The 19,199-nt window shown below is 45.7% G+C and carries 19 protein-coding genes; 14 read left to right on the top strand and 5 right to left on the bottom strand.

Annotated elements, in window-relative coordinates; translation table 11 throughout:
- From BLW37_RS16735 to BLW37_RS16705, 7 genes are all read left to right on the top strand, one after another.
- On the top strand, positions 1-3,435 hold the full coding sequence (locus tag BLW37_RS16735) for a pilus assembly protein (RefSeq protein ID WP_091344945.1): 3,435 nt from the start codon (positions 1-3) through the stop codon (positions 3,433-3,435).
- 8 nt (positions 3,436-3,443) lie between these two features.
- Positions 3,444-3,851, top strand: a complete 408-nt coding sequence (locus BLW37_RS16730; RefSeq protein ID WP_091344944.1) for a type IV pilin protein — start codon at positions 3,444-3,446, stop codon at positions 3,849-3,851.
- A gap of 82 nt (positions 3,852-3,933) precedes the next feature.
- The gene (locus BLW37_RS16725; protein ID WP_091344943.1) at positions 3,934-4,392 is read left to right on the top strand and encodes a hypothetical protein; all 459 of its coding nucleotides are present in this window, start codon (positions 3,934-3,936) and stop codon (positions 4,390-4,392) included.
- Positions 4,389-5,354: a PilW family protein gene (locus BLW37_RS16720; protein WP_091344942.1), complete on the top strand. Its 966-nt coding sequence runs from the start codon at positions 4,389-4,391 to the stop codon at positions 5,352-5,354. The genes BLW37_RS16725 and BLW37_RS16720 overlap by 4 nt, the downstream gene beginning before the upstream one ends.
- Before the next feature lie 3 nt (positions 5,355-5,357).
- Complete coding sequence (locus tag BLW37_RS16715) at positions 5,358-5,720, top strand: PilX N-terminal domain-containing pilus assembly protein (RefSeq protein WP_091344940.1); 363 nt, start codon at positions 5,358-5,360, stop codon at positions 5,718-5,720.
- Positions 5,713-6,552, top strand: coding sequence for a hypothetical protein (locus BLW37_RS16710; protein ID WP_091344938.1), 840 nt, complete (start codon positions 5,713-5,715; stop codon positions 6,550-6,552). Before BLW37_RS16715 ends, BLW37_RS16710 begins: the two co-directional genes overlap by 8 nt.
- Positions 6,552-6,968, top strand: coding sequence for a type IV pilin protein (locus BLW37_RS16705; RefSeq protein ID WP_091344936.1), 417 nt, complete (start codon positions 6,552-6,554; stop codon positions 6,966-6,968). Before BLW37_RS16710 ends, BLW37_RS16705 begins: the two co-directional genes overlap by 1 nt.
- A 24-nt stretch (positions 6,969-6,992) precedes the next feature.
- Here BLW37_RS16705 and BLW37_RS16700 read toward each other — a convergent pair whose 3' ends face one another.
- Positions 6,993-7,484, bottom strand: a complete 492-nt coding sequence (locus tag BLW37_RS16700) for a pilus assembly FimT family protein (protein WP_139243742.1) — start codon at positions 7,482-7,484, stop codon at positions 6,993-6,995.
- Between the two features lie 91 nt (positions 7,485-7,575).
- On the bottom strand, positions 7,576-8,406 hold the full coding sequence (gene nadE, locus BLW37_RS16695; RefSeq protein ID WP_091344934.1) for an ammonia-dependent NAD(+) synthetase: 831 nt from the start codon (positions 8,404-8,406) through the stop codon (positions 7,576-7,578).
- An 85-nt stretch (positions 8,407-8,491) separates the two neighbouring features.
- On the opposite strand from nadE, the gene glnB reads away from it, so the two are divergent.
- Positions 8,492-8,830 (top strand): nitrogen regulatory protein P-II, encoded by a 339-nt coding sequence (glnB, locus tag BLW37_RS16690; protein ID WP_091344933.1) that lies wholly within the window; start codon positions 8,492-8,494, stop codon positions 8,828-8,830.
- Between the two features lie 129 nt (positions 8,831-8,959).
- On the opposite strand, the gene BLW37_RS16685 is transcribed toward glnB, so the two are convergent.
- A complete protein-coding gene (locus tag BLW37_RS16685; RefSeq protein ID WP_091344931.1) occupies positions 8,960-10,492 on the bottom strand; it encodes a cryptochrome/photolyase family protein in 1,533 nt (510 codons plus the stop codon).
- Between the two features lie 137 nt (positions 10,493-10,629).
- Between BLW37_RS16685 and BLW37_RS16680 the strand changes: the two genes are divergently transcribed.
- From BLW37_RS16680 to BLW37_RS16670, 3 genes are all read left to right on the top strand, one after another.
- The gene (locus BLW37_RS16680) at positions 10,630-11,043 is read left to right on the top strand and encodes a TraR/DksA family transcriptional regulator (RefSeq protein ID WP_091344929.1); all 414 of its coding nucleotides are present in this window, start codon (positions 10,630-10,632) and stop codon (positions 11,041-11,043) included.
- A gap of 67 nt (positions 11,044-11,110) precedes the next feature.
- Entirely contained in the window at positions 11,111-11,806 is a 696-nt protein-coding gene (locus tag BLW37_RS16675; RefSeq protein WP_245785762.1) for a ZrgA family zinc uptake protein, read from the top strand.
- Between the two features lie 78 nt (positions 11,807-11,884).
- On the top strand, positions 11,885-12,361 hold the full coding sequence (locus BLW37_RS16670) for a hypothetical protein (RefSeq protein ID WP_091343718.1): 477 nt from the start codon (positions 11,885-11,887) through the stop codon (positions 12,359-12,361).
- Between the two features lie 112 nt (positions 12,362-12,473).
- On the opposite strand, the gene BLW37_RS16665 is transcribed toward BLW37_RS16670, so the two are convergent.
- Both BLW37_RS16665 and BLW37_RS16660 read right to left on the bottom strand, forming a co-directional pair.
- Positions 12,474-13,490, bottom strand: a complete 1,017-nt coding sequence (locus tag BLW37_RS16665) for an IS1595 family transposase (RefSeq protein WP_281248660.1) — start codon at positions 13,488-13,490, stop codon at positions 12,474-12,476.
- Positions 13,491-13,848: 358 nt separating this feature from the next.
- Positions 13,849-14,073 (bottom strand): hypothetical protein, encoded by a 225-nt coding sequence (locus tag BLW37_RS16660; RefSeq protein WP_425426628.1) that lies wholly within the window; start codon positions 14,071-14,073, stop codon positions 13,849-13,851.
- A gap of 230 nt (positions 14,074-14,303) precedes the next feature.
- On the opposite strand from BLW37_RS16660, the gene BLW37_RS16655 reads away from it, so the two are divergent.
- From BLW37_RS16655 to gapS6b, 3 genes are all read left to right on the top strand, one after another.
- Entirely contained in the window at positions 14,304-15,263 is a 960-nt protein-coding gene (locus tag BLW37_RS16655; RefSeq protein ID WP_091343714.1) for a hypothetical protein, read from the top strand.
- A 274-nt stretch (positions 15,264-15,537) separates the two neighbouring features.
- A complete protein-coding gene (gene gapS6a, locus BLW37_RS16650; protein ID WP_091343711.1) occupies positions 15,538-15,894 on the top strand; it encodes a GapS6a family protein in 357 nt (118 codons plus the stop codon).
- Between the two features lie 3 nt (positions 15,895-15,897).
- Positions 15,898-19,194 (top strand): GapS6b family protein, encoded by a 3,297-nt coding sequence (gene gapS6b, locus BLW37_RS16645; RefSeq protein WP_091343709.1) that lies wholly within the window; start codon positions 15,898-15,900, stop codon positions 19,192-19,194.
- Positions 19,195-19,199 lie beyond the last annotated feature (5 nt).

The raw sequence follows: 19,199 nt of genomic DNA, 5'->3' as shown, positions 1-19,199 counted from the left end.
ATGGCCACGTTAAAATCCAGTCAGTTGTACTGCCTTATTGCAAGCCTTGGATTAGGGCTATCGGTTGCTGAAGCTTCAGTAGCGATTTCCAATATGCCTTTGCAAACCGGGAGCGCGGTAGAACCAAACATCTTGTTTATCATTGATGATTCAGGTTCCATGATGTGGGAAACCATGCCAGATCAGTTGACGACCCACTTTGGCACAGATCTGAATAATCGCTATGCGATGTGGATGTTTCCCCGCGTAGCTGGGTTGTTTGGTTCCGGGGATTACAACAACACCCGAGTGGTTCGCTTTGCGGGCAACACAGCCGCACACTTTCGTTCCCCGCGCAATAACACCATGTATTACAACCCAGCCTTTACTTATCAGCCCTGGTCAAATGCAGATGGTACTTTGATGGCCAATTCAACTCCAGCGGCAGCGCTGAATCATCCATTGGGGGGCTTTGGTAGCAGAAACTTGACTGCCAATAATACCCAATCAGCTCGCTGGATCAATGAAGATGGGACTCATACCAGTGAAAGCCAGACTTTTTTCCCCGCGGTTTATTACCACTACAACGGCAGTGATCATTTATGGCTGGAAAGCAGTTACGAGCGTGTTGAAATCCGGCCAGCCAATGCACCTTTCTCCGGCCATGGACGTGAGGTAGTGTATGCCGATGGTACCCGTAATCGCACCGATTGTGCCGTTGCCAATGCTTGTACCTATGAAGAGGAAATTCAGAACTTTGCCAACTGGTATACCTACCATCGAAACCGCTTGTTTGCCTCACGAGGAGGTATAGGCCGGGCTTTTGCGTCTCAGGGAGAGAATTTGCGTGTTGGTTATGGGACTATCAATAAAGGCAGTTCAACCATTGATGGAGTAGCCACCCGTACAGTGGTTCGGGGAGTGCGGCGTTTTGCCGGCGCGGATAGAGATGCGTTTTTTCATGAGTTGTACACTCGTCCCGTTCCAGCTCAGGGCACTCCACTTCGTTTAGCGTTGGATGGTGCTGGTCAGTATTTTTCCAGAACCGATAGTCGTGGCCCATGGGGGTTAAACCCGGGTTTTGGTACTGAACCAACCATAGAGCATCTCACCTGCCGGCAAAGCTTCAGTATTTTAATGTCGGATGGGTATTGGAATGGCACGACGCCTTCCGGTATTGGCAATCAGGATAACAGCAATGGTCCTTTGCATAGTCGCCCGGAAGGTGACCCCTATCAGTATACTCCCAAAGCGCCATTTGCCGATGGTCATTCGAACACGTTGGCGGATGTAGCTATGAAGTATTGGAAAAATGATCTGCGACCAGATCTTGATAATAGAGTGCCTGTAGCAAGTGACAGTATCAACCCTGCTTTCTGGCAGCATATGGTGACTTTTACGGTTGGACTTGGTGTTCAGGGCAGTATTGATCCACAAGAGGCTTTTGCTGCCATCGATACTGAAACGTTCATTGAGTGGGATGATCCTACCACTTCAAATGCCGCAAAGATTGATGATATGTTGCATGCTGCAGTAAACAGTCGTGGAGGTTTTTTTAGTGCCAATGATCCGGATACATTCGCTAAAGAGCTAACTGAAGTTTTAAACAACATTCAAAATCGTCAAGGCTCAGCATCGAATTTGGCTGGAACCACGACATCGCTGGAAACTGATCAAATGGTATTTCAGGGGCGCTTTCGATCTGGTGAATGGTCAGGTGAGCTTTGGGGCTATGATGTAGATGCTATTGGCTCAGAACCTAGGTGGAAGGCAGGTGAGAGATTAAATAACCGAAACTGGCAAAGTCGCAATATTCAGTTTCTCAGTGGTGGAGAGCAAAAAGCATTCATTTGGGATAATTTGAATGCTACTCAGAAAGGTTGGTTGCAGTCACAGGCCTTGGTGAATTTTATCCGTGGTGATCGTTCATTTGAAGCCAGAGAAAATAAGCCTGAGTATAAATTCCGTAATCGCGTTTCTATTTTGGGTGATATTGCTCATTCATCACCTGTCTATGTCGCCGAGCCTGAAAACCGGTTTTATGATCGGTTTCAGTGGACTGAGCTAAATGACTATCGTACTTTCGTGCAGCAAAATAGAAATCGCACGCCTGTGGTCTTTGTTGGTTCTAACAGTGGTATGTTACATGGTTTTTCTGCTGAAACCGGTGAGGAGTTGTTTGCCTACATTCCATCGCAGTTATTACCAAAGCTGTCTGCTTTGGCTGCTACGGATTATTTTCATGAATACTATGTGGATGGTAATGCCAGTGTAAGCGATGTTTTTATTGGTGGTCAGTGGCGTTCTGTCTTGGTAGGCAGTCTCGGCCGTGGTGGTAATATGTTGTTTGCATTGGATGTCACCAACCCGGCAGACCCTAAAGTGATGTGGGAGTTTTCAGATGCGCGCTTAGGGACTATGGTAGGAAAGCCAGTGGTTGGTCGTCTAAATGATGGTAATTGGGCTGTTATTACAGGTAATGGCTACAACAGCAATAACCATAAAGCGGGTTTATTCTTAATCAACGTCCAAACTGGCTCTTTAATCAAGTACATTGATACCGGGGTTGGCCAGAATAGTTTGGATAGCAGCGGCCGCACATTGTCCAATGGCCTGAGTCAGGTCGAAACCTGGGATGACGATAACGATGGCAACGTCAATTATGTGTTTGCCGGCGATTATCAGGGCAATGTTTGGAAGTTTGATTTGAGTCACAGCAATGAAGGGCAATGGCGTTCTTATTACCGTCAGGGCAGTACACCACTGCCACTTTTTACTGCGGAGAACGATGAAGGGATCCGGCAAAACATCTTAGGTGGTGTTTCTGTTGCCGCCGATCCTGATACCGGCAAGCGGTGGGTCTTTTTTGGCACCGGAAGTTATTTAAGCAATGATGACCCTGCCAGTACCGATGTGCAAAGCTGGTATGGCTTGATTGATGATGGCCAGATTACCAGCCGGGCTCAGCTAACGGAGCGCAAAATCACCGAGCAAAGCCTTGCCAGTGGCCGTCAGGTGCGGGCTATTGAGTCCGGTGATGCCGTCACCAATAAAGGGTGGTACATTGATTTAATGGTGAACGGCCAAAAAGAAGGCGAGCGTATAGTGAACCAGCCTCGAATAATCGGCCGGGCATTGGTGGTCAACTCTATTATTCCTGATACCGATATTTGTAACCCGGGTGGCTCTGGTTTTGTGATGGCGATTGACCCGTTCAAAGGTGGACGGTTGGCTCGCAACTTCTTTGATGTAAACCGGGATGGCAGCGTGGATGACGGCGATATGATGAGTGGCGATGTACCAGTCAGTGGTGTTGGTTTTGAGAGTATGACCGGAGAGCCATTATTCATGGGCAGTACCATGGTTACTCCTCTTGCTGATGCCGAGATTGTTGAGGATCTGGTCGACACTGGAACACGAAGAGGCCGGGTATCCTGGCGGGAGATGACAAATTGAACAGCTGTATGATGAAGTGTCAGCGGGGCATTACCTTGGTAGAGCTGATGATTGCAGTCGCCATTATAGGTATCCTGGGAACCATTGCCTACCCGGCATACCAAGCGCATGTGGAACGTTCGAACCGCACGGCAGCTTCAGGCTGTCTGTATGAGTTATCTCACTTTTTAGAGCGGCACTATACCTCCAATATGACCTATGCCGGTGCTGTTTTGCCGAATGCTCAATGTCGGACGGATACCGCAGCGCGCTACACTTATACCTTGACGGAGCTTGCAGCCCGAACGTATCGGTTATCTGCAATCCCGCAAGGACCACAAACAAACGATAATTGTGGCACCTTGACATTGAATCAGGCTGGTCAACGGGGTGCTGCCGGAGGCACAGATCCAGCTGTAGTACAGCAATGTTGGTAAAAAAATAAACTATTAATATTGATCTTTTGGTTTTTTGTTGTAATTTTATAGTTAATATTGGTTAACTATTGAGCATAAGGACATGCGATTACAACAAGGAATCAGTTTACTCGAAGTATTGCTGGCTGTTTTGCTGCTAAAAGTCTCCGTATTAGGGGCTTTAGCCGGCCAGCTTCATGCCCGCCAAATAGTCACTGAGGCGACGCAACGCACCCAGGCCACAGCCATGGCAGCTGACTGGCTCAACCGGATGCAGGCCTCTGGTCATAGTTTCAGTCAGATCGCACCTTCGCCTGAATGCAATGCCAGTACCCCCTGTCCGCCGGAGTCGTTAGCCAGTTGGCTGCATCAACAGTGGCAGCAGCAATGGTGGCATAGTTCCGCCTTAGCACAAGGAGGCTATTGCAGCCAACAGCTGGCTGCCGGCATTGAGTTTGTGGTGTACTGGTATGGCCGACAGTTATTGACACAAACCAATAATGACACCGCTTGTGACTCAGTGAGTGGTGCAATGTCACTTCGCTTGCAGGCTGCCTTATGAGAGTGGCAGTGCAGCGGCAGTATGGCCTTAGCCTGGTCGAGTTGATGATTGCAGCTACTTTGGCATTAAGCTTACTGGCTGTGCTGTTAACAACCACCAGTAAGCAGGCACAAATGAGCCGGGAAACCATGCAACTGGCAATGTTGCAGCAACAAGGGCAGCTCCTGCTGAATTTACTGCAAACGGAGTTGCAGCACCTGGGGTTTTGGGCTGGCTTTAGTTTGGAGCAGATGCGCCAGTTGCAGGCGCCGGCAGCTCCTGTGATAGGCGATTGTAGTCAGTTGCCGCTGGATAGCGGGAGTTTTCCAGAGCCACCGGCTTTGCTCATCCCCCTCTATGCTGAGTTTGGTGCCGGCCATGGCATTAGTTGCCTTGGCCAGGGGGCGGAACATTCTTCCATTCTTCAATTCAAGCGCCTGCTGGCACAGCCGCTGGAGCATGCTGAGTTGAAACCAAACCGCTACTATCTGCAAGTTGAAGCAGGATCCTTGCGCTTGGTAGATAGCGATACAGCCAGTGCCTCTGGACCTGTCGAGTTTTGGCCCTATCTCCATCAACTCTTTTATGTGCAGTGGCAACAAGATATTCCCGTATTGATGCGAAAGCGTTTAATCCGAAACCAGGCGGGGAGCCCGAGGTTGCACACCGACTCGGTCATGGATGGTGTGGAAATGCTTTATTTTGAATTCGGTATCGACAGTACGTTCGATGGCCGGGCCAATTACTTTTTACCCTTGCAGCAGATGCAGCCAGAGCACTGGTATCAACAAAGTAGTCGTATTGTCGCCATTAGTTACTATGTATTGCTTCGATCACTGGATGCTGACCGTCACTACCTGAACGACCAGTGGTACCCGATGGGGCAGTCCGGATTCCAGGCCCCGGGGGACAATTATCGCCGGCTGCCATTACAGGGAACTCAGTACTTTCATAATGCGGCTTTGCAAAATCACGGAGGATGAAACATGCGATTAGATCGGGGGTTTGCACTGATCACCACATTATTGTTGGCGGCAGTGATGCTGATGTTGGTATTGGCTTTGCTTCAAAGCAGTATGCTCAGCATGCGTATCGCTGACTCTGGCCAGCAATCTTTGCAGCTACGACAAGACGCCTGGCGTATGCACCTGCAACAACCAGTCAGCACAGGGACATCTCTGTCTGAGGTTCGATGCCCTGCTCAGTATGCAGCCTGGCATGCTGATAGCCTTCATTGCCAACGTTATATACTGCTAAGCCCGCCAGAGCCGGGGCTCTGGCAGAGCAGTCAGGTGGGAAGTATCCAGCTTCAGCTGAGGTTGACAGTGCAGGATGTAAGCGATGATTAATCTACTGTCGTTACTCTTTGTATTGGCGGGTAGTCCGGTGCCTTTGGGGTGTTTTGAACAACAGCCCGAACTAACGGATTTTGAAGTCAGCGGTCAGGGCGTTATTTATCGCAACGCCTATCATGGCTCGCCACTGTCCGAGCCAAAGATGGTTGCCGATCTCAGTGCATCGGGCTGGTTGTTTAGCACACAGCATCGAGTAGTTGCTAGTTACTTACCACACACTGCATGGGTTGGACAGCAGCGTTTTGAACAGTTATTGCTGCTTGCTTATCATCCGGGACTGCAGTCTGAGCAACTGGTTGTGGTTCGGGTGTTTCCTCAGCAGTCAGTAAGTTGGCAATTTGATCAGCTGCTGCCTTATCTGGATGATGCGGTACTGACAACAGAGGATTGGGTGGTGACTGCCTTATGGCAACAGCAACAGCAGGCAGCTGGTTGGTGGCGGCCTATTCCAGGTAAGGCAACACAGTTGCCTGAGCTTTATGCTGGCATCCTCTATTTACCAGTTGCTGAGTTCGATCCTGGAGATGACTGCCCGCCTTATCCACTGGATTTAAGTGTTCACATCATTCATATGCACTCAGGTCATACGGTTTCCCCGCCAGAAACGGTGCAGTTGTCTGAGCCGGGTCCCTTGCAATGGAAGCTGAAAGTGCAGGGAGAGTACCTTGGGCTTTGGCTGCAGCATAAAGAGGATAACTGGCTGCTGCAGTCTCAGTTGCCGCAAATTTTATCGGATTGTTTGCAATGTACCAGTGTGATTGAACACAGCAGCTGGCCAAAAATGCTTCCTGTGGCGCATTTCTGGCTGGAAGAGGGAGCTTACTGATGAAACAGCATGTCGTTAAAGCTTATGGTATCACCCTGATCGAGCTTTGTTTGGTGGTGGTTATTATGGCGATTTTGGCAACAATGGCTTATCCATCCTACGTGCAGTTTGTGCTCAAAAGTCATCGGGTAGAAGCCGTAGAGGCGTTGTTAGCTTTGGCGGCGAAGCAAGAGTTGTACTTTAGCGAGTTTCGTCGTTACAGCGGCTCACTTGCAGAGCTAGGAATCAGTGAGCCGCTCACTCTGTCTGGTCGCTATCAACTAAGTGTACAGCTGTTTGACGATGGTATGAGTTTTTTATTGCGGGCTCAGGCATTGGGCGTACAAAGTCAGGATACAGACTGTGCGGCGTTTAGTGTCAATCAGCTGGGGCAGCGGAATAGTGCAGTACCTTATGCTGAGAGCTGCTGGCGTTGATGGTATATCGCCTTTAACACCTGTTCAGCCGGGACAGGGGGAGGAGTGGTGTTGCAGTCGGCTGCGGCCAGCCTGATTCAGTGTCAGGGTGTAGTGCCAGTTCATGCCTTGTTCCGGGCAATAACGAAAACTACCATTCTCAAGTGGCCCCAGGCTGCCATCCCGACGAAAGCTTAACTGCTGCCGGTGATAACTGAGTTGGTGTGAAGGATGAACGGCAGGCAGTTCCCGTACCGGTTTCCATTCATTGAATTGCCATTGACTGATTTGTAACGGGTGCATGGACCAATTATCGCTGCAGTCACCTCCGTTCAGTGGACAAATCCGAACACTGGTTGCCTGGCCACTGGCCAGAACTCTGGCATAGGCCAGCTGCTGGCTCAGCTGTTTCATATAAGCTTCGGCACGTTGCTTGCTGATGAAATTATGCCAGGACGGTACTCCAACGGTACTGAAAATGATGATGATCAGCAGAGCCACCATCATTTCGATTAAAGTCCAGCCGTTGCGTTTCATGCCGTTATCATAAAATCACCTATAATGGTGAAATTATGATTTGTTGGGTTTAAATTGTCAATTTTATGTTTATATAAAATCTATAATATGATTAGTCGTAAATAGTGGGGATGGGCCGCCGTTTATGCTGGGTACTCAGGTAGATGTGCACCAGTCGTTGTTCTACCTGGGGGGGAACTGGCTTCCCTTCCAGAAAGTCATCAATATCATCATAACTCAGGCCAAGAGCGGCTTCATCGGCTTTTTGTGGCTGCAAGCACTCCAAATCGGCTGTTGGCACTTTTTGTACCAGCTGTGCTGGGGCTCCCAACCAGGCTGCCAAAGCACGAACCTGGCGTTTACTCAGGCCAAACAAGGGAGCTAAGTCGCAGGCCCCATCCCCCCATTTGGTGTAAAAGCCGGTTATATTTTCTGCTGAGTGATCGGTCCCAAGTACTAGCCCGCCTAATAAGCCGGCCAGATGGTATTGAATCACCATGCGGGTGCGAGCTTTGACATTGCCTTTGCTAAAATCGACCCGATGTTGGTCGCTTACCGCAATCCCCATAGCGGCCATAGCGCTGGAGGTTGCCTGATGGATGGCATCAGCCCCAGGTTGCACATTGATGCTGAGTGCTTTACTTGGCTGGATAAAATCAATGGCTTGTTGCGCTTCTGCTTCATCGGCCTGGCTGGCGTAAGGCAAGCGCACGGCAATAAACTGATACTTTTTTGAGCCTGTTGCATTTAACTCATCGACCGCTAACTGAGCCATCCTGCCGCAAGTGGTGGAGTCGACACCGCCACTGATGCCCAGTATCAGGTTAGTTAAACCGCACTGCTGCAGCTGACGTTTAATAAAATCGACCCTGCGACGGACCTCTGTTGCCGGGTCGATAGAAGCTTGTACCCGCATTTCTGCAATAATGTGTTCTGGTGTCATCACGGTTTCCTGCTTGGCGGCTTATACCCAATCGCTTTCAGATAATGCTATCATAGAGTTAGTCTGGGTTCAGGTAGTTATGTGCATGAAAAAAATTGAAGCGATTATCAAACCTTTTAAATTGGATGATGTGCGTGAGGCATTAGCCGAAATTAACATCACTGGCATGACCGTGACCGAAGTCAAAGGCTTTGGCCGGCAAAAAGGCCATACCGAGCTTTACCGTGGCGCTGAATACATGGTGGATTTTTTACCAAAAGTGAAACTGGAAATTGTGGTAACAGACGACCAGGTTGAGCGCTGCATTGAAGCCATCACGAAAACAGCGCATACCGGCCGCATTGGTGATGGTAAGATCTTCGTGCTGGATGTCGGCCGGGTTATCCGGATCCGTACCGGCGAGGAAGATGAAGAAGCTATCTAAGCGAATTTGGTAGTGTTTTGCCTGGCTTTGCAGCGGTGGGCAGGTTTTGATCTGGCAGACAATGCTCTGGCTTAAAGCCAGTTCAGTGCAGTAACTGCGACCGACGAACTAGAAAGGGCTTGCACTACCTCATAAGTGCTCTATTTGTATCAGCAGCTGTGCTGCATGTTGACGGATAGCTTGCTGTTCCTGCTCTGGTTTTTTATGCCACTGTTGGTAAGCCAACTGCAAGCGGGCATTGCCACGTAATTGCTCATTATTGCGATCAAGAAAGCCCCAGTACAGGGCATTGAACGGGCAGGCGCCTTCGCCATGCATTTTCTTCACATCGTAAGGGCAGTGCTGGCAGTAATTGCTCATGCGCTGAATGTACTTGCCACTGGCTGCATAGGGTTTGGAGGCAAGCACTGCATTATCAGCAAACAACGCCATGCCCAGCGTGTTGGGCAGTTCAACCCACTCAAAAGCATCGGCATAAACCGCCAGGTACCAGTCAGTCACTTCATCGGGACTAAGCCCGGCCAGCAGAGCAAAGTTACCGGTGACCATCAAACGATGAATATGGTGCGAGTAGGCATGATCAACGGTGCTTTGTATCGCTTGTTGCATACAGCGCATTTTGGTGTTGCCACTCCAGTAAAATGCTGGCATGGAGCGGTTGGCTGCCAGGGTATTGCGTGTTTTGTATTCCGGCATCAGCAACCAGTAAAGACCACGGACAAACTCTCGCCAGCCAATCAACTGGCGTATAAAGCCCTCGGCTGCATTCAGCGGCACCTGGCCGTCTTTGTAGGCCTGCTCTACTTTCAGACACATCCAACGCACGTCCAGTAAGCCGATGTTCAAATACATCGAGCAGATACTGTGAAATAAAAAGGGCTGATCCAGCAGCATGGCGTCTTGATAATCCCCAAACTGAGCCAACTGCTGCTCGACAAAATGCAAAAATGCCTGCCGCGCCTGTTTACCGGTGACAGCCAGCCGAAAGCTGGTGGCATCGCCCATATGCTCCGGGAAATGCTGCTGTACCAGCCCGATCACTTCCCGGGTAGTGTCATCAGGCTCAAACTGGAGCGGGGGGATCTGGACCAGATCGGGTGGGCAGGCTTTTCGATTGGCTTTATCGTAATTCCATTTGCCACCTTCAGGCTGATTTTTGTCATTCATTAACAAGTGACTGTAACGACGCATTTCCCGGTAAAAATACTCCATGCGAAATTGTTGCCGATCTTTGGCCCAGTTGGCGAATTGCTGCCGGCTACACAGAAAGCGATCATCGCACAGTTGCTCTAGCGGTAAGTCGAATCGTTGCGCCCAGCTCACTATTTCCTGCTCTAAACGATATTCACCGCACTCGGTCAGCACAATGCTGGTTAGCTCGGGGTGCTGTGAGATGGCATAAGCCACCGCATCGGTCAGACTGAACACAGACGGCTGTTCAGCAAACTTCAAGTACAGTAGCTGATGCCCCAGTTGCTGCAACGTATCGGCAAAATGACGCATAGCACTGAAAATCAGTACCAGTTTGTGACTATGATGTTTTGCGTAGCTGGCTTCAGCCATCACTTCAGCCATCAGAATCACATCGTCGTTTGCTACTGCCTGCAAGCTGGCTAGGGCGGGGCTGAGCTGATCGCCCAGTATTACGACTAATCGAGGCATGATGTTGTCCAGTTATGGTTTGATTTAAGTTACGTAGGCTTGGCAAGGCACGATCAAAAGAATGGCAATGAAAGCGTTTAAGTCTGCTGGTGAAAGAAAGTTGTTATGTTATATTGTATCTTTTCAGGAGGGCTTATATGTTAACAGAACAAGCGTTGCTGCAAATGCCGGCAGAGGATTACATGAATGCCAGCCAACTGGCTTATTTCGAACAGCTGCTGCGCCAGCAAAAACAGGATCTACAGCGGCGAATAGAACAAAGCAAGCAATCGCTTGGTAACCGCGAGGTGGAGCCTGATGAGCTGGACAGAGCTTTGATTGAAGAGGAAAATCGCCAAAGCTTGCGTCTGGTTGAACGTGAATACTTTTTATTGCGCAAAATTGAGCAGGCGCTGGATCGTATAGCCAGCAGGGAATATGGTTATTGTAAGGAGAGTGGACAGCCGATTGGTTTGAAGCGCTTACTGGCAAGGCCAACGGCAGAGCTAAGCCTGGATGCGAAAGAGCGGCAGGAAATGCAGGAAAAACACTTTAGTAAGCGACGGGGCTAGCTACTTTGCAAGCGGCAAGGCAAAGCGTATGATGGCATATAAACTCGGTGTAAAGAGCGGGAGTAGAATGATGACAAGAGTAAATGCATTGGTAGTCACCACTTTGGCAAGCAGCTTGGTATTAAGTTCAGCTTTGATAGCGTCTGAAACGCAAGCCAACGAGCATCGTCATGCTCACAGCCATGCGCATCAGCATGACCAGGTGAAGCCCGCAGAGCAATCACACGAACATGCCGCTTCAGAGTATGACCATGACCCTGGCTCCTCGCATGATCACAATCACAGCCATGATCATGACCATCATCACGATGATGAATTTACGCAGCTAGCTGCCCATGTGCATGGTGAAGCCTTGTTAACTTTTGTACTGGAGGGCAACGAAGCCATCCTTGCGTTGCAAACGGCTGCTTATAATATTGTTGGTTTTGAGCATGCGCCCTCCACCGATGAGCAGCAGCGTGAAGTGCAAGCTGCTTTATCCATGCTATCTAAAGGCAGTTGGTTTGAGTTAAACCGTGATACCGGTTGTCAGGTTGAGCAGGCGGATGCCAGTACCGACTTAACTCGTCCAGGCCATCAGAACCATGGTGATTTTTATGCCAACTTTACCCTGCTCTGTCACAACCCGGCCCGGTTGCAGTATCTGGATTTGTCGCTCATTCAATTGATGCCGTCGCTTGAGCGGGTTCAGGTGCAGTGGGTGGTGAATGAGCGCCAGGGCATGAATACAGCGACCTTACGGGAAGGACGCATTCGTTTTTAATGTGCATCACTTCAACCACCGCTATTATGTAGCTGTTGCACAGGAAAAATTTTAGGGGAGCAGGTATTCTGCTCTCCTATGACGATTCGAACACCTTCATCATTAAAATGGCTGATTGATAAATACCAGAAACAGTGTCAGCAGCTTACTGCAGTTGAGGATTCAATTGCTGAGTTAACCGTAAAACGTGAAGTCTTGCGGGATTGTATTAACTCTTTGGCTAAAGTAATTGAGATACATGAAGTTCCTATTTCAGCTGTAGACATCCCCCCATTACGAAAAAACACGAAAAGAACCAATTTAGCTTATGGTTTAGTGACCAAGCTAATATATAAGTATCTTGGTCTATTGCCTGTTGACCAGGATGCTTCAGTTTCAGAGTTTTTTTACTTCATATTAGAGCAGTCAGGATGGCACAACTATGATCCAGAGAGCATCCGTCTGTTTCGAAAGGCAGTAAGACAGCGCTTACAAAATATGGCTTATCAAGGAAAGCTTCAAAGAACCCAGTTCGGCTCCCATCATTCAGAAGCACGTTATCGCGCTAAAAAATAAATTGACCTCATATTCAGATTTTTCCATACAACTATAACTTAAATAGGGCGATTGGTATCGCCCTATGCTAAGTCACGTTTTGATATCTGAAAACGAGAGGTGAACTAGTTCATTACTTATTTTCGTTAAATAGTAATTCACTTCCTCTCCTGACACCCTCACCATAACATCTCCACCAGCGTGAATAGCCAACAATCAGAGAGCGCCTCAGTGCATCAGTGAATCGGAAGCCTTCAGTAGTTCTCCGATGATCTTCTCGCCATGTCATCTCGTTACAGTAATCAAGCATGTACCTAGCCATCATCCGATGAAAAGTACCGTATTCACTCCTCCTAAGTCGGCTGAAGAACGACTCTGCTTGATTATTATTTACACCGTCAATTGTTGAGTACTCCTTTGAGTGTTCTACTGTCTCGTGAATGAACCGTGATGAAAACATCGAATAAGCAGGGCATTCGTCTGTTCGCACCAAAGCTCCTTTTTCAATGTAATTCTGGGCGATAAACCTAGCCGCACTGTCATCTTCTGCTTTTGCCAGGAAGCATCTTGTCCTGACCCCGCCTAAACCAGGTGTTACTTGCCTAACAACCATTACTATTCGGCGGTTTCTCTTCTTTCTCTCAAAATTTGCTCGAGATATTTTACTGCGCTTTGCCCCTTGGCTTTTGCCAAGCTTTATTTTTTCAGCAATGGCTTCTGGCTTAGCTTTGTTTCTAAATTGTCCACTTCTGGGCTTACCTCCGAAGTGTCCACCATCGACATGCACCTCCCCAGACATAAGAGCTTTATCTTCAGTTCTCATTAGTGCCTCACGCAATTTATGGCAAAATATCCAAGCAGTTTTATACGCAACACCCAGTTTTCTCGATAATGATGAAGCTGAAATACCGTTTGGACTGGACGTAAAAACGAACAACATAAGTAACAACTTTTTGAATGAGAGTTTTCTATCTGCCCAGACTGTTTTTGTTGTCACACTGAAATAAGCATCACAGTGCTTACAACGCCATTGCCTCCTGCTGGCTCGAAAAAAATGCTGGTCTATTGCTCCACACGATAAACAGGACTGAGTTGTTTGATTGCCCCATCTAACTTCACAAAAAAACTTGAACGCATCCTCTTCCGACATATCGGCTATGTCCATTATCGATAGATCCCTAACCGCGCTTGATAACAACCAATGTTGAGACATATTACCTCCCCCTGGCATTTCCTCGGCAAAACCTTGCATCTACCGAGAAAAGTCAGCATAGAAAATTAATTAAAATTCAGTTGGTTGAGGCGATAAGTTGTCGCACGAACTCAAGAAGGCTTCTTTTCGTGTTGACAACTTAATGTGAAAGGGACAAAATCGTGAGTATCAAAGGGGTTCGCATTTCTTTGATAAATCACTCAGGCCAGATGTTACCGCATCTGGCTTTTGTGTTTCCGGCCCCATTTAATTCATGCTCTAGCTATTCATAGCGTCCTCCCTTTGCAGATAACGGTTAATCTTTAGTGGATTTTAAGGCTTCATTCGCTAGCCAAATGGCAATGTCTCTGACCAAGGCGAACTTTCCTCGCCTGTTTTCTATCGTAAAAACTCTTACCGGCACTGTGTTTCTAGTCAACGATTGCCGAAATGCCTCATCAGAGCGATATCCTAACGAACTCCACAACGCCTCACCGGTAATAACAGGTGAGTGATGCAGTTTTAGTAACTGGTTTTCCAAATGCTCTACCAGTTTCTGGAGCTCTTCGTCTTCGCTCACGACTGAATTCCTTGCTTTGATGTGACAGAGCAAGACTAACTACGATTAAAGTGTTTTAATATGGTTTTTCTAAGGCCTGAATGACCAGTGAAATCACCTCCATGAATTTTTATCAGACTGATTTTACTTATCTATTTTTTTATCAACGATAATTTGGCACAGGTCATGCCAAACTTTTTCGCCCCAAAAATATGTTTACTTTTTCTGACTACAAGAAGCTAAAACCGGATATCAGAGCTATTGCGACTCGATATTGGGCTGAAGTTGTTAAGCAACGGCTTGGTGTTACTACGCCTAATCAGATACTAGCGAAACACCTGGGTGAAGAAGTCACTTCTATACCAGGTTGGTCGAATAATTCTTCAAGGTTCTGGAATAGAATGTTGCAGGGTAAGGCGTTGCTCAGAGAAAACAGCGCTGACAAAACGGAAGGTTTACTACCAGGGACAAAAGCAATTTTTACTCATTCACTGTGGCAGTTGCTTGGCAGCAACAGCTTTGAGCAGGTATTCATCAACAAAATTCTGTTATCTCTTTCCCCTGAAATCAGAGGCTGCATCTTTAAAGTAAACTCAGATGGGAGCTTGCACCGGAAAACAACATTGAGCACAAAAACAGCCCAATTTATATGCTCTTCAAATAGCTTGGATGCTTTGACTTGTTTACTGGCACTTACTCTAGAAGCAAAAAAGCAAGGGCGACTGCCAGTACAGCGGCATTATGAAATGGGAGTGATGTCTATCTTCTTCCGGATGGCTGCATTAACGGGGCTGAAGGTTGTTGCTATGCAGGTTTACGAATTGATTAGCAACATCTTCAACCAGAGCGCTGACGATATAAAAAGAATAACAGCTTACGATGAGAGCCTGCCAATCCCTTCACGGATATTGCCAGCACAATATCCACAAACTCAAAGAGCATTGGGATATCTCGAGACTATTTTAACATTGGCTACGCAGAAAAGGTTGATCGGCGAAGATGATAAAGAAAGGGCCATTTTCCTTAATCAAATAAATCATACCAATATTGCTGATATGCTCATGGAACTGGTGTCCGTTGAGCAGAAATTTGAGTTAATAGGAACCAATAGCACTGTTTTATCAAAGGTTTTAAGGGAGGTAAAAAAGCACAGAGCAACAAAATCAGACTAAATTGATTCTATTAGAAAGCTTCACAATACGGATAGAACCGTTTTTGCGAGGGCCTTTGCATTAAAGTGATGTAAGCTTACAGTAAAATTTAGAAAGTATTAAATCCGGACATTACGTTGTTATATGGGGACTCCGGTGCCGCCATGTCGATCGCTGAGCCATTTCGTTGTTAATGCGGGGCTGCTCTGCCGCCGCTATACCTAACCTAGTTGGCTAGTATAATTAATTCAAGCTATCTTGTCTAAGTGATTAATTCTCAAATTTAGGTGGATATATGGAGTTTCTAAACGCAGCAATATTATCAGGGTTAATCTATGATGGTATTAAAACCGGAGCATCAATAGGTGTTGACATGCTAAAGACCAAATTAAGGGCGTGGACAATCGATGATTCGGAATTATCTCAACTAGCCAAGCACTTGAGGGATGCTGGGATTAATGAAGAACTTAACCAATTGGCAATTGAGAGAAGAATTACTGAACATCAACCTCTGTGTAGTTTGATCCAGAAAATTAGGCCTTCAAATTCAGAGATGCACGTAAAACAGGCATCTGGAACTGGTCACAATATATGTAATACTGGAGACAGCAATATAACGGTTGGTGACATCATTGTTAATGACAAAGGATAGTTAATGAGCAGTCGTGACATAAATCAGGCCTCGCTAGTAGGTCATAATATAAACGCATCTGATAACGCGACTGTAAACGTAGGCGGTATTAACTATATCATTTCGGGGATTACTTCAAATGACCTTGTAGGTTACTCTAAGAGATTTTTGAAAGAAATAACCCATAGAAACATAAAGTCAGCAAAAATATACTTAAATAGCCTGGATTATTTTGACTCGCTTGACCACGATAGTAGAAGTATCAACTCTGTATTTAAGTTTAAGCTCAGCCTTTACAATGGTGGTGAGGTGCAAAAAATAGATAGGGAGCTATTTTTAGATCTTATAAAAAACAAGGGTGTAGGACCTGTAATGCGTGACATAGTAGAGTCAATTTTCATAGAGTATTTGTCTATGAGCTCTAATTGTGATGCAAGAGAGCGGTACAATAAAATAGAAGATAAAACTGATTTTACGAATGAAATTTTTTATGAAAAGGTCGCTAATTTAAAAGATTTATACTCACGTGTTGATGCGGGGTTATCGAACGTCTCAGAGAATGAGTTATGTGCGTTGGTTAGATGCGCATTCAGATGTGAAGATATCAACTTAGCTGTTCAACTCTCAACTCAGCTCAATACAGAGTTTCCAAACATTAATAGCGACATACTGTTAGTACTTGCTAGAGCTTACCAAAACAATAAAGAGATTGGAGCCAAACATTTCTGGCTAATTGATCGTTGTTTAATGACAGCTCTCGAGGGCCTTGTCGATAGATGCATAAATTTGTCAGAAGAAACAGCCGACCCGCGCGTAACCAGAATTGCAGCAGTGTTGCTCGCTTCAACATGGTATCAGAACCAAAAGTTGGCGAAACTATGCTTGGATAACATTACTGAGGCAGAAAAGGCAAATCCAAATATAGGAAGATACATAAAACCTAACAATGAAACATCGTGCAAGGTTAAAAATATAAATTATTTACTGAAGGATAGTAGACTTACAATAGATGAAGTCGACCTTGTTAATTTATTTTATGCTTACTTTGATCATGGCATTTCAAAGCGAGATTTGATGAGTTGGCACAGAAAAGGAGGTCGATTAAATTCGAAAAAATATCGGGATAAAGATTTCCTGGATTTGTTGTTCAATATTTTAGTTCTAGATTCTTCTGATGGAAAAGATAAAATTGATCTATCAAGAAGAGTTGAAAGTTTCTTAGAGAAGCACTCGTCCAAACTTAATGAATTTAATGTGATGATGATTCATTGCTTATGTAAAGGTCTACTTGAGTTTGGTCTAGCCTATCATGTAGTGAGGCTTTTAGAGCCTTTAATTCCACAATTCCCTTGGATTTCACCTGCAATAGATACATATGCCCAGGCTTTGTTGGCATCTGATCAGCATGAAAAGCTAGAATATCTTCTTGAATCCCTTAAAGGGCTTGATGACTCATATGTATTGCGATTAGTCAAAATTGAAAGAGCATGTTTTTTTAGAGACTATGACAATGCGGTCAAGCTTTCTGAGCTTGCGGTTAAAAATTACCCTAACTCGTGCTATTGTTGGTGCATTTTACTTAGAAACCTACACTTATCTAAATGCGAACACTCTGTTTTACAAACTACTTTGGAAATAATCCCCGATGATGTGTTGAACAGGTATAGTGAGGATGGTTTAAGACTACTGCATTTAATATCTAAAACTGATTCAGACTTTGCTAACTCTATCATCTTGGAGTGGTTTATTGATGATCCAGTTGGTATGGCACTGCATGTAACTAATTTGCATTTTAGTCAACTGGAACACTGGAAAGAACAATCCTATAATAAATATCCATCTAACCGTTGCTCTCAAGCGGTGGTATACAGCATAGGGAAGCGTCAACTGACAAAATTGCTTGTAGATAATGCTGATTCTAGTGAGTACTTGATCGACACTGCTTCTCCAGTAGGTATAGCTCTAGTAGAGGCTAGTGAAGGCGAAGAAATAAAGATTGGAGCAACTATTTATAGGGTAGAAGAAAAGCTTCCCCCCATAGTCGGATCATTTCGCATATCTACGGATATTCGTGACAATATAAATGCAGGTAATGATTGTTTCTATAAGTTCACAATTGAAGAAAACTGTGTTGAGGATATCCTACAATTCATAGGCGGAATATCTGATGGTCCGAAGTTATTTGATTCTGAGATTGACGGAAATAAAATTCCACTGTTAATGAGATTAAACAAGACTCATAGCTCGGACTTAATCCGAGGTGCAGTTCTCTATCTTTGCGATCACGAAAGCAACAGATATTTTTACTTATTTTCCCAAGGTGAGTCTGTAGAACATGGGGTTATACTTGACGTCCTCTCATTAGTCTATCTCGCACTTACTGGCTTAGGCAATACGGATGTCAAATTTTATGTCACGCCTGAAACTTACGACATAGTATCTGAATGGTTAACTCGAACTGGTCGTTCTGATTATCTTTCAATAGCAAAGTTGGGCGATAGTTTTGTAAAAACCACTTCAGAGAATGTTAGAAATGATCTTTTCTATAATAACTTAAATCATATTTTTGGGCTTTGTGAGATAATATCACCAAAGCGCATAGATATGCTGGGCTCCCTGACTAAGATTCGAGATGTATTAGATGTTTCGCATTATAGTTCGTTAAAGTCCTCTATTTCTCATGGATTACCATTTCTCTGTTTAGACCAATTTTTATGCGCTTTCTATAGATCCCTGAATATTAGACTAGTGAATGCCAAAAATTTCTTGTCTGATATTAATGCGAAGTTGCCAATTAATCACAAGTATAATGCCGAGTGCTTTGTAGAGTTATCGCTTGATGTCCCAGTCTCCTTTAATGATGTTTTTGAACTTTGTTGTCAAAAAGGAAGAGGTCAATATTTAGCTGCTGAGGTAATAAGAAAACATTCTCATGGTTATCCATCGTATGAGGCTGGGCTCAGAGTTCTTACGGAGTGCTGCACGAGAGCTCTTAGTAGCGCATTTGTAGGATGTAATGGAAGAATATTCGATGCCAAGGGACAGCTGAAACTCTCACAGTGGTGTCACACTGTGAATATCGTATATGCTTGCTGTAGATCTGCAATGATCTTTTTGGATGGAGTCACATCTGAGCAGCGACTATCCAAATTGATAGTAGAGGTCTTAACAACATTTGTCGATTCTAAGCGACTAGCAGTCTTTTCCATGTTCCTTTTTCAGAGATTTGTTAATGGGCACTTCCTAAGTATAGACGCCATTAATGTTGAGATAACCTCTTTAATGGGTAAGAACACGCGGGTTAGGCGATTGGAGCCCTGATTAAT

Origin of the sequence: Alkalimonas amylolytica, from assembly GCF_900107845.1 — a bacterium.
GTDB classification, from domain to species: domain Bacteria; phylum Pseudomonadota; class Gammaproteobacteria; order Enterobacterales; family Alteromonadaceae; genus Alkalimonas; species Alkalimonas amylolytica.
The sequence above is the reverse complement of the archived record's forward strand: the minus strand, read 5'-3'. Positions and strand labels throughout refer to the sequence as shown.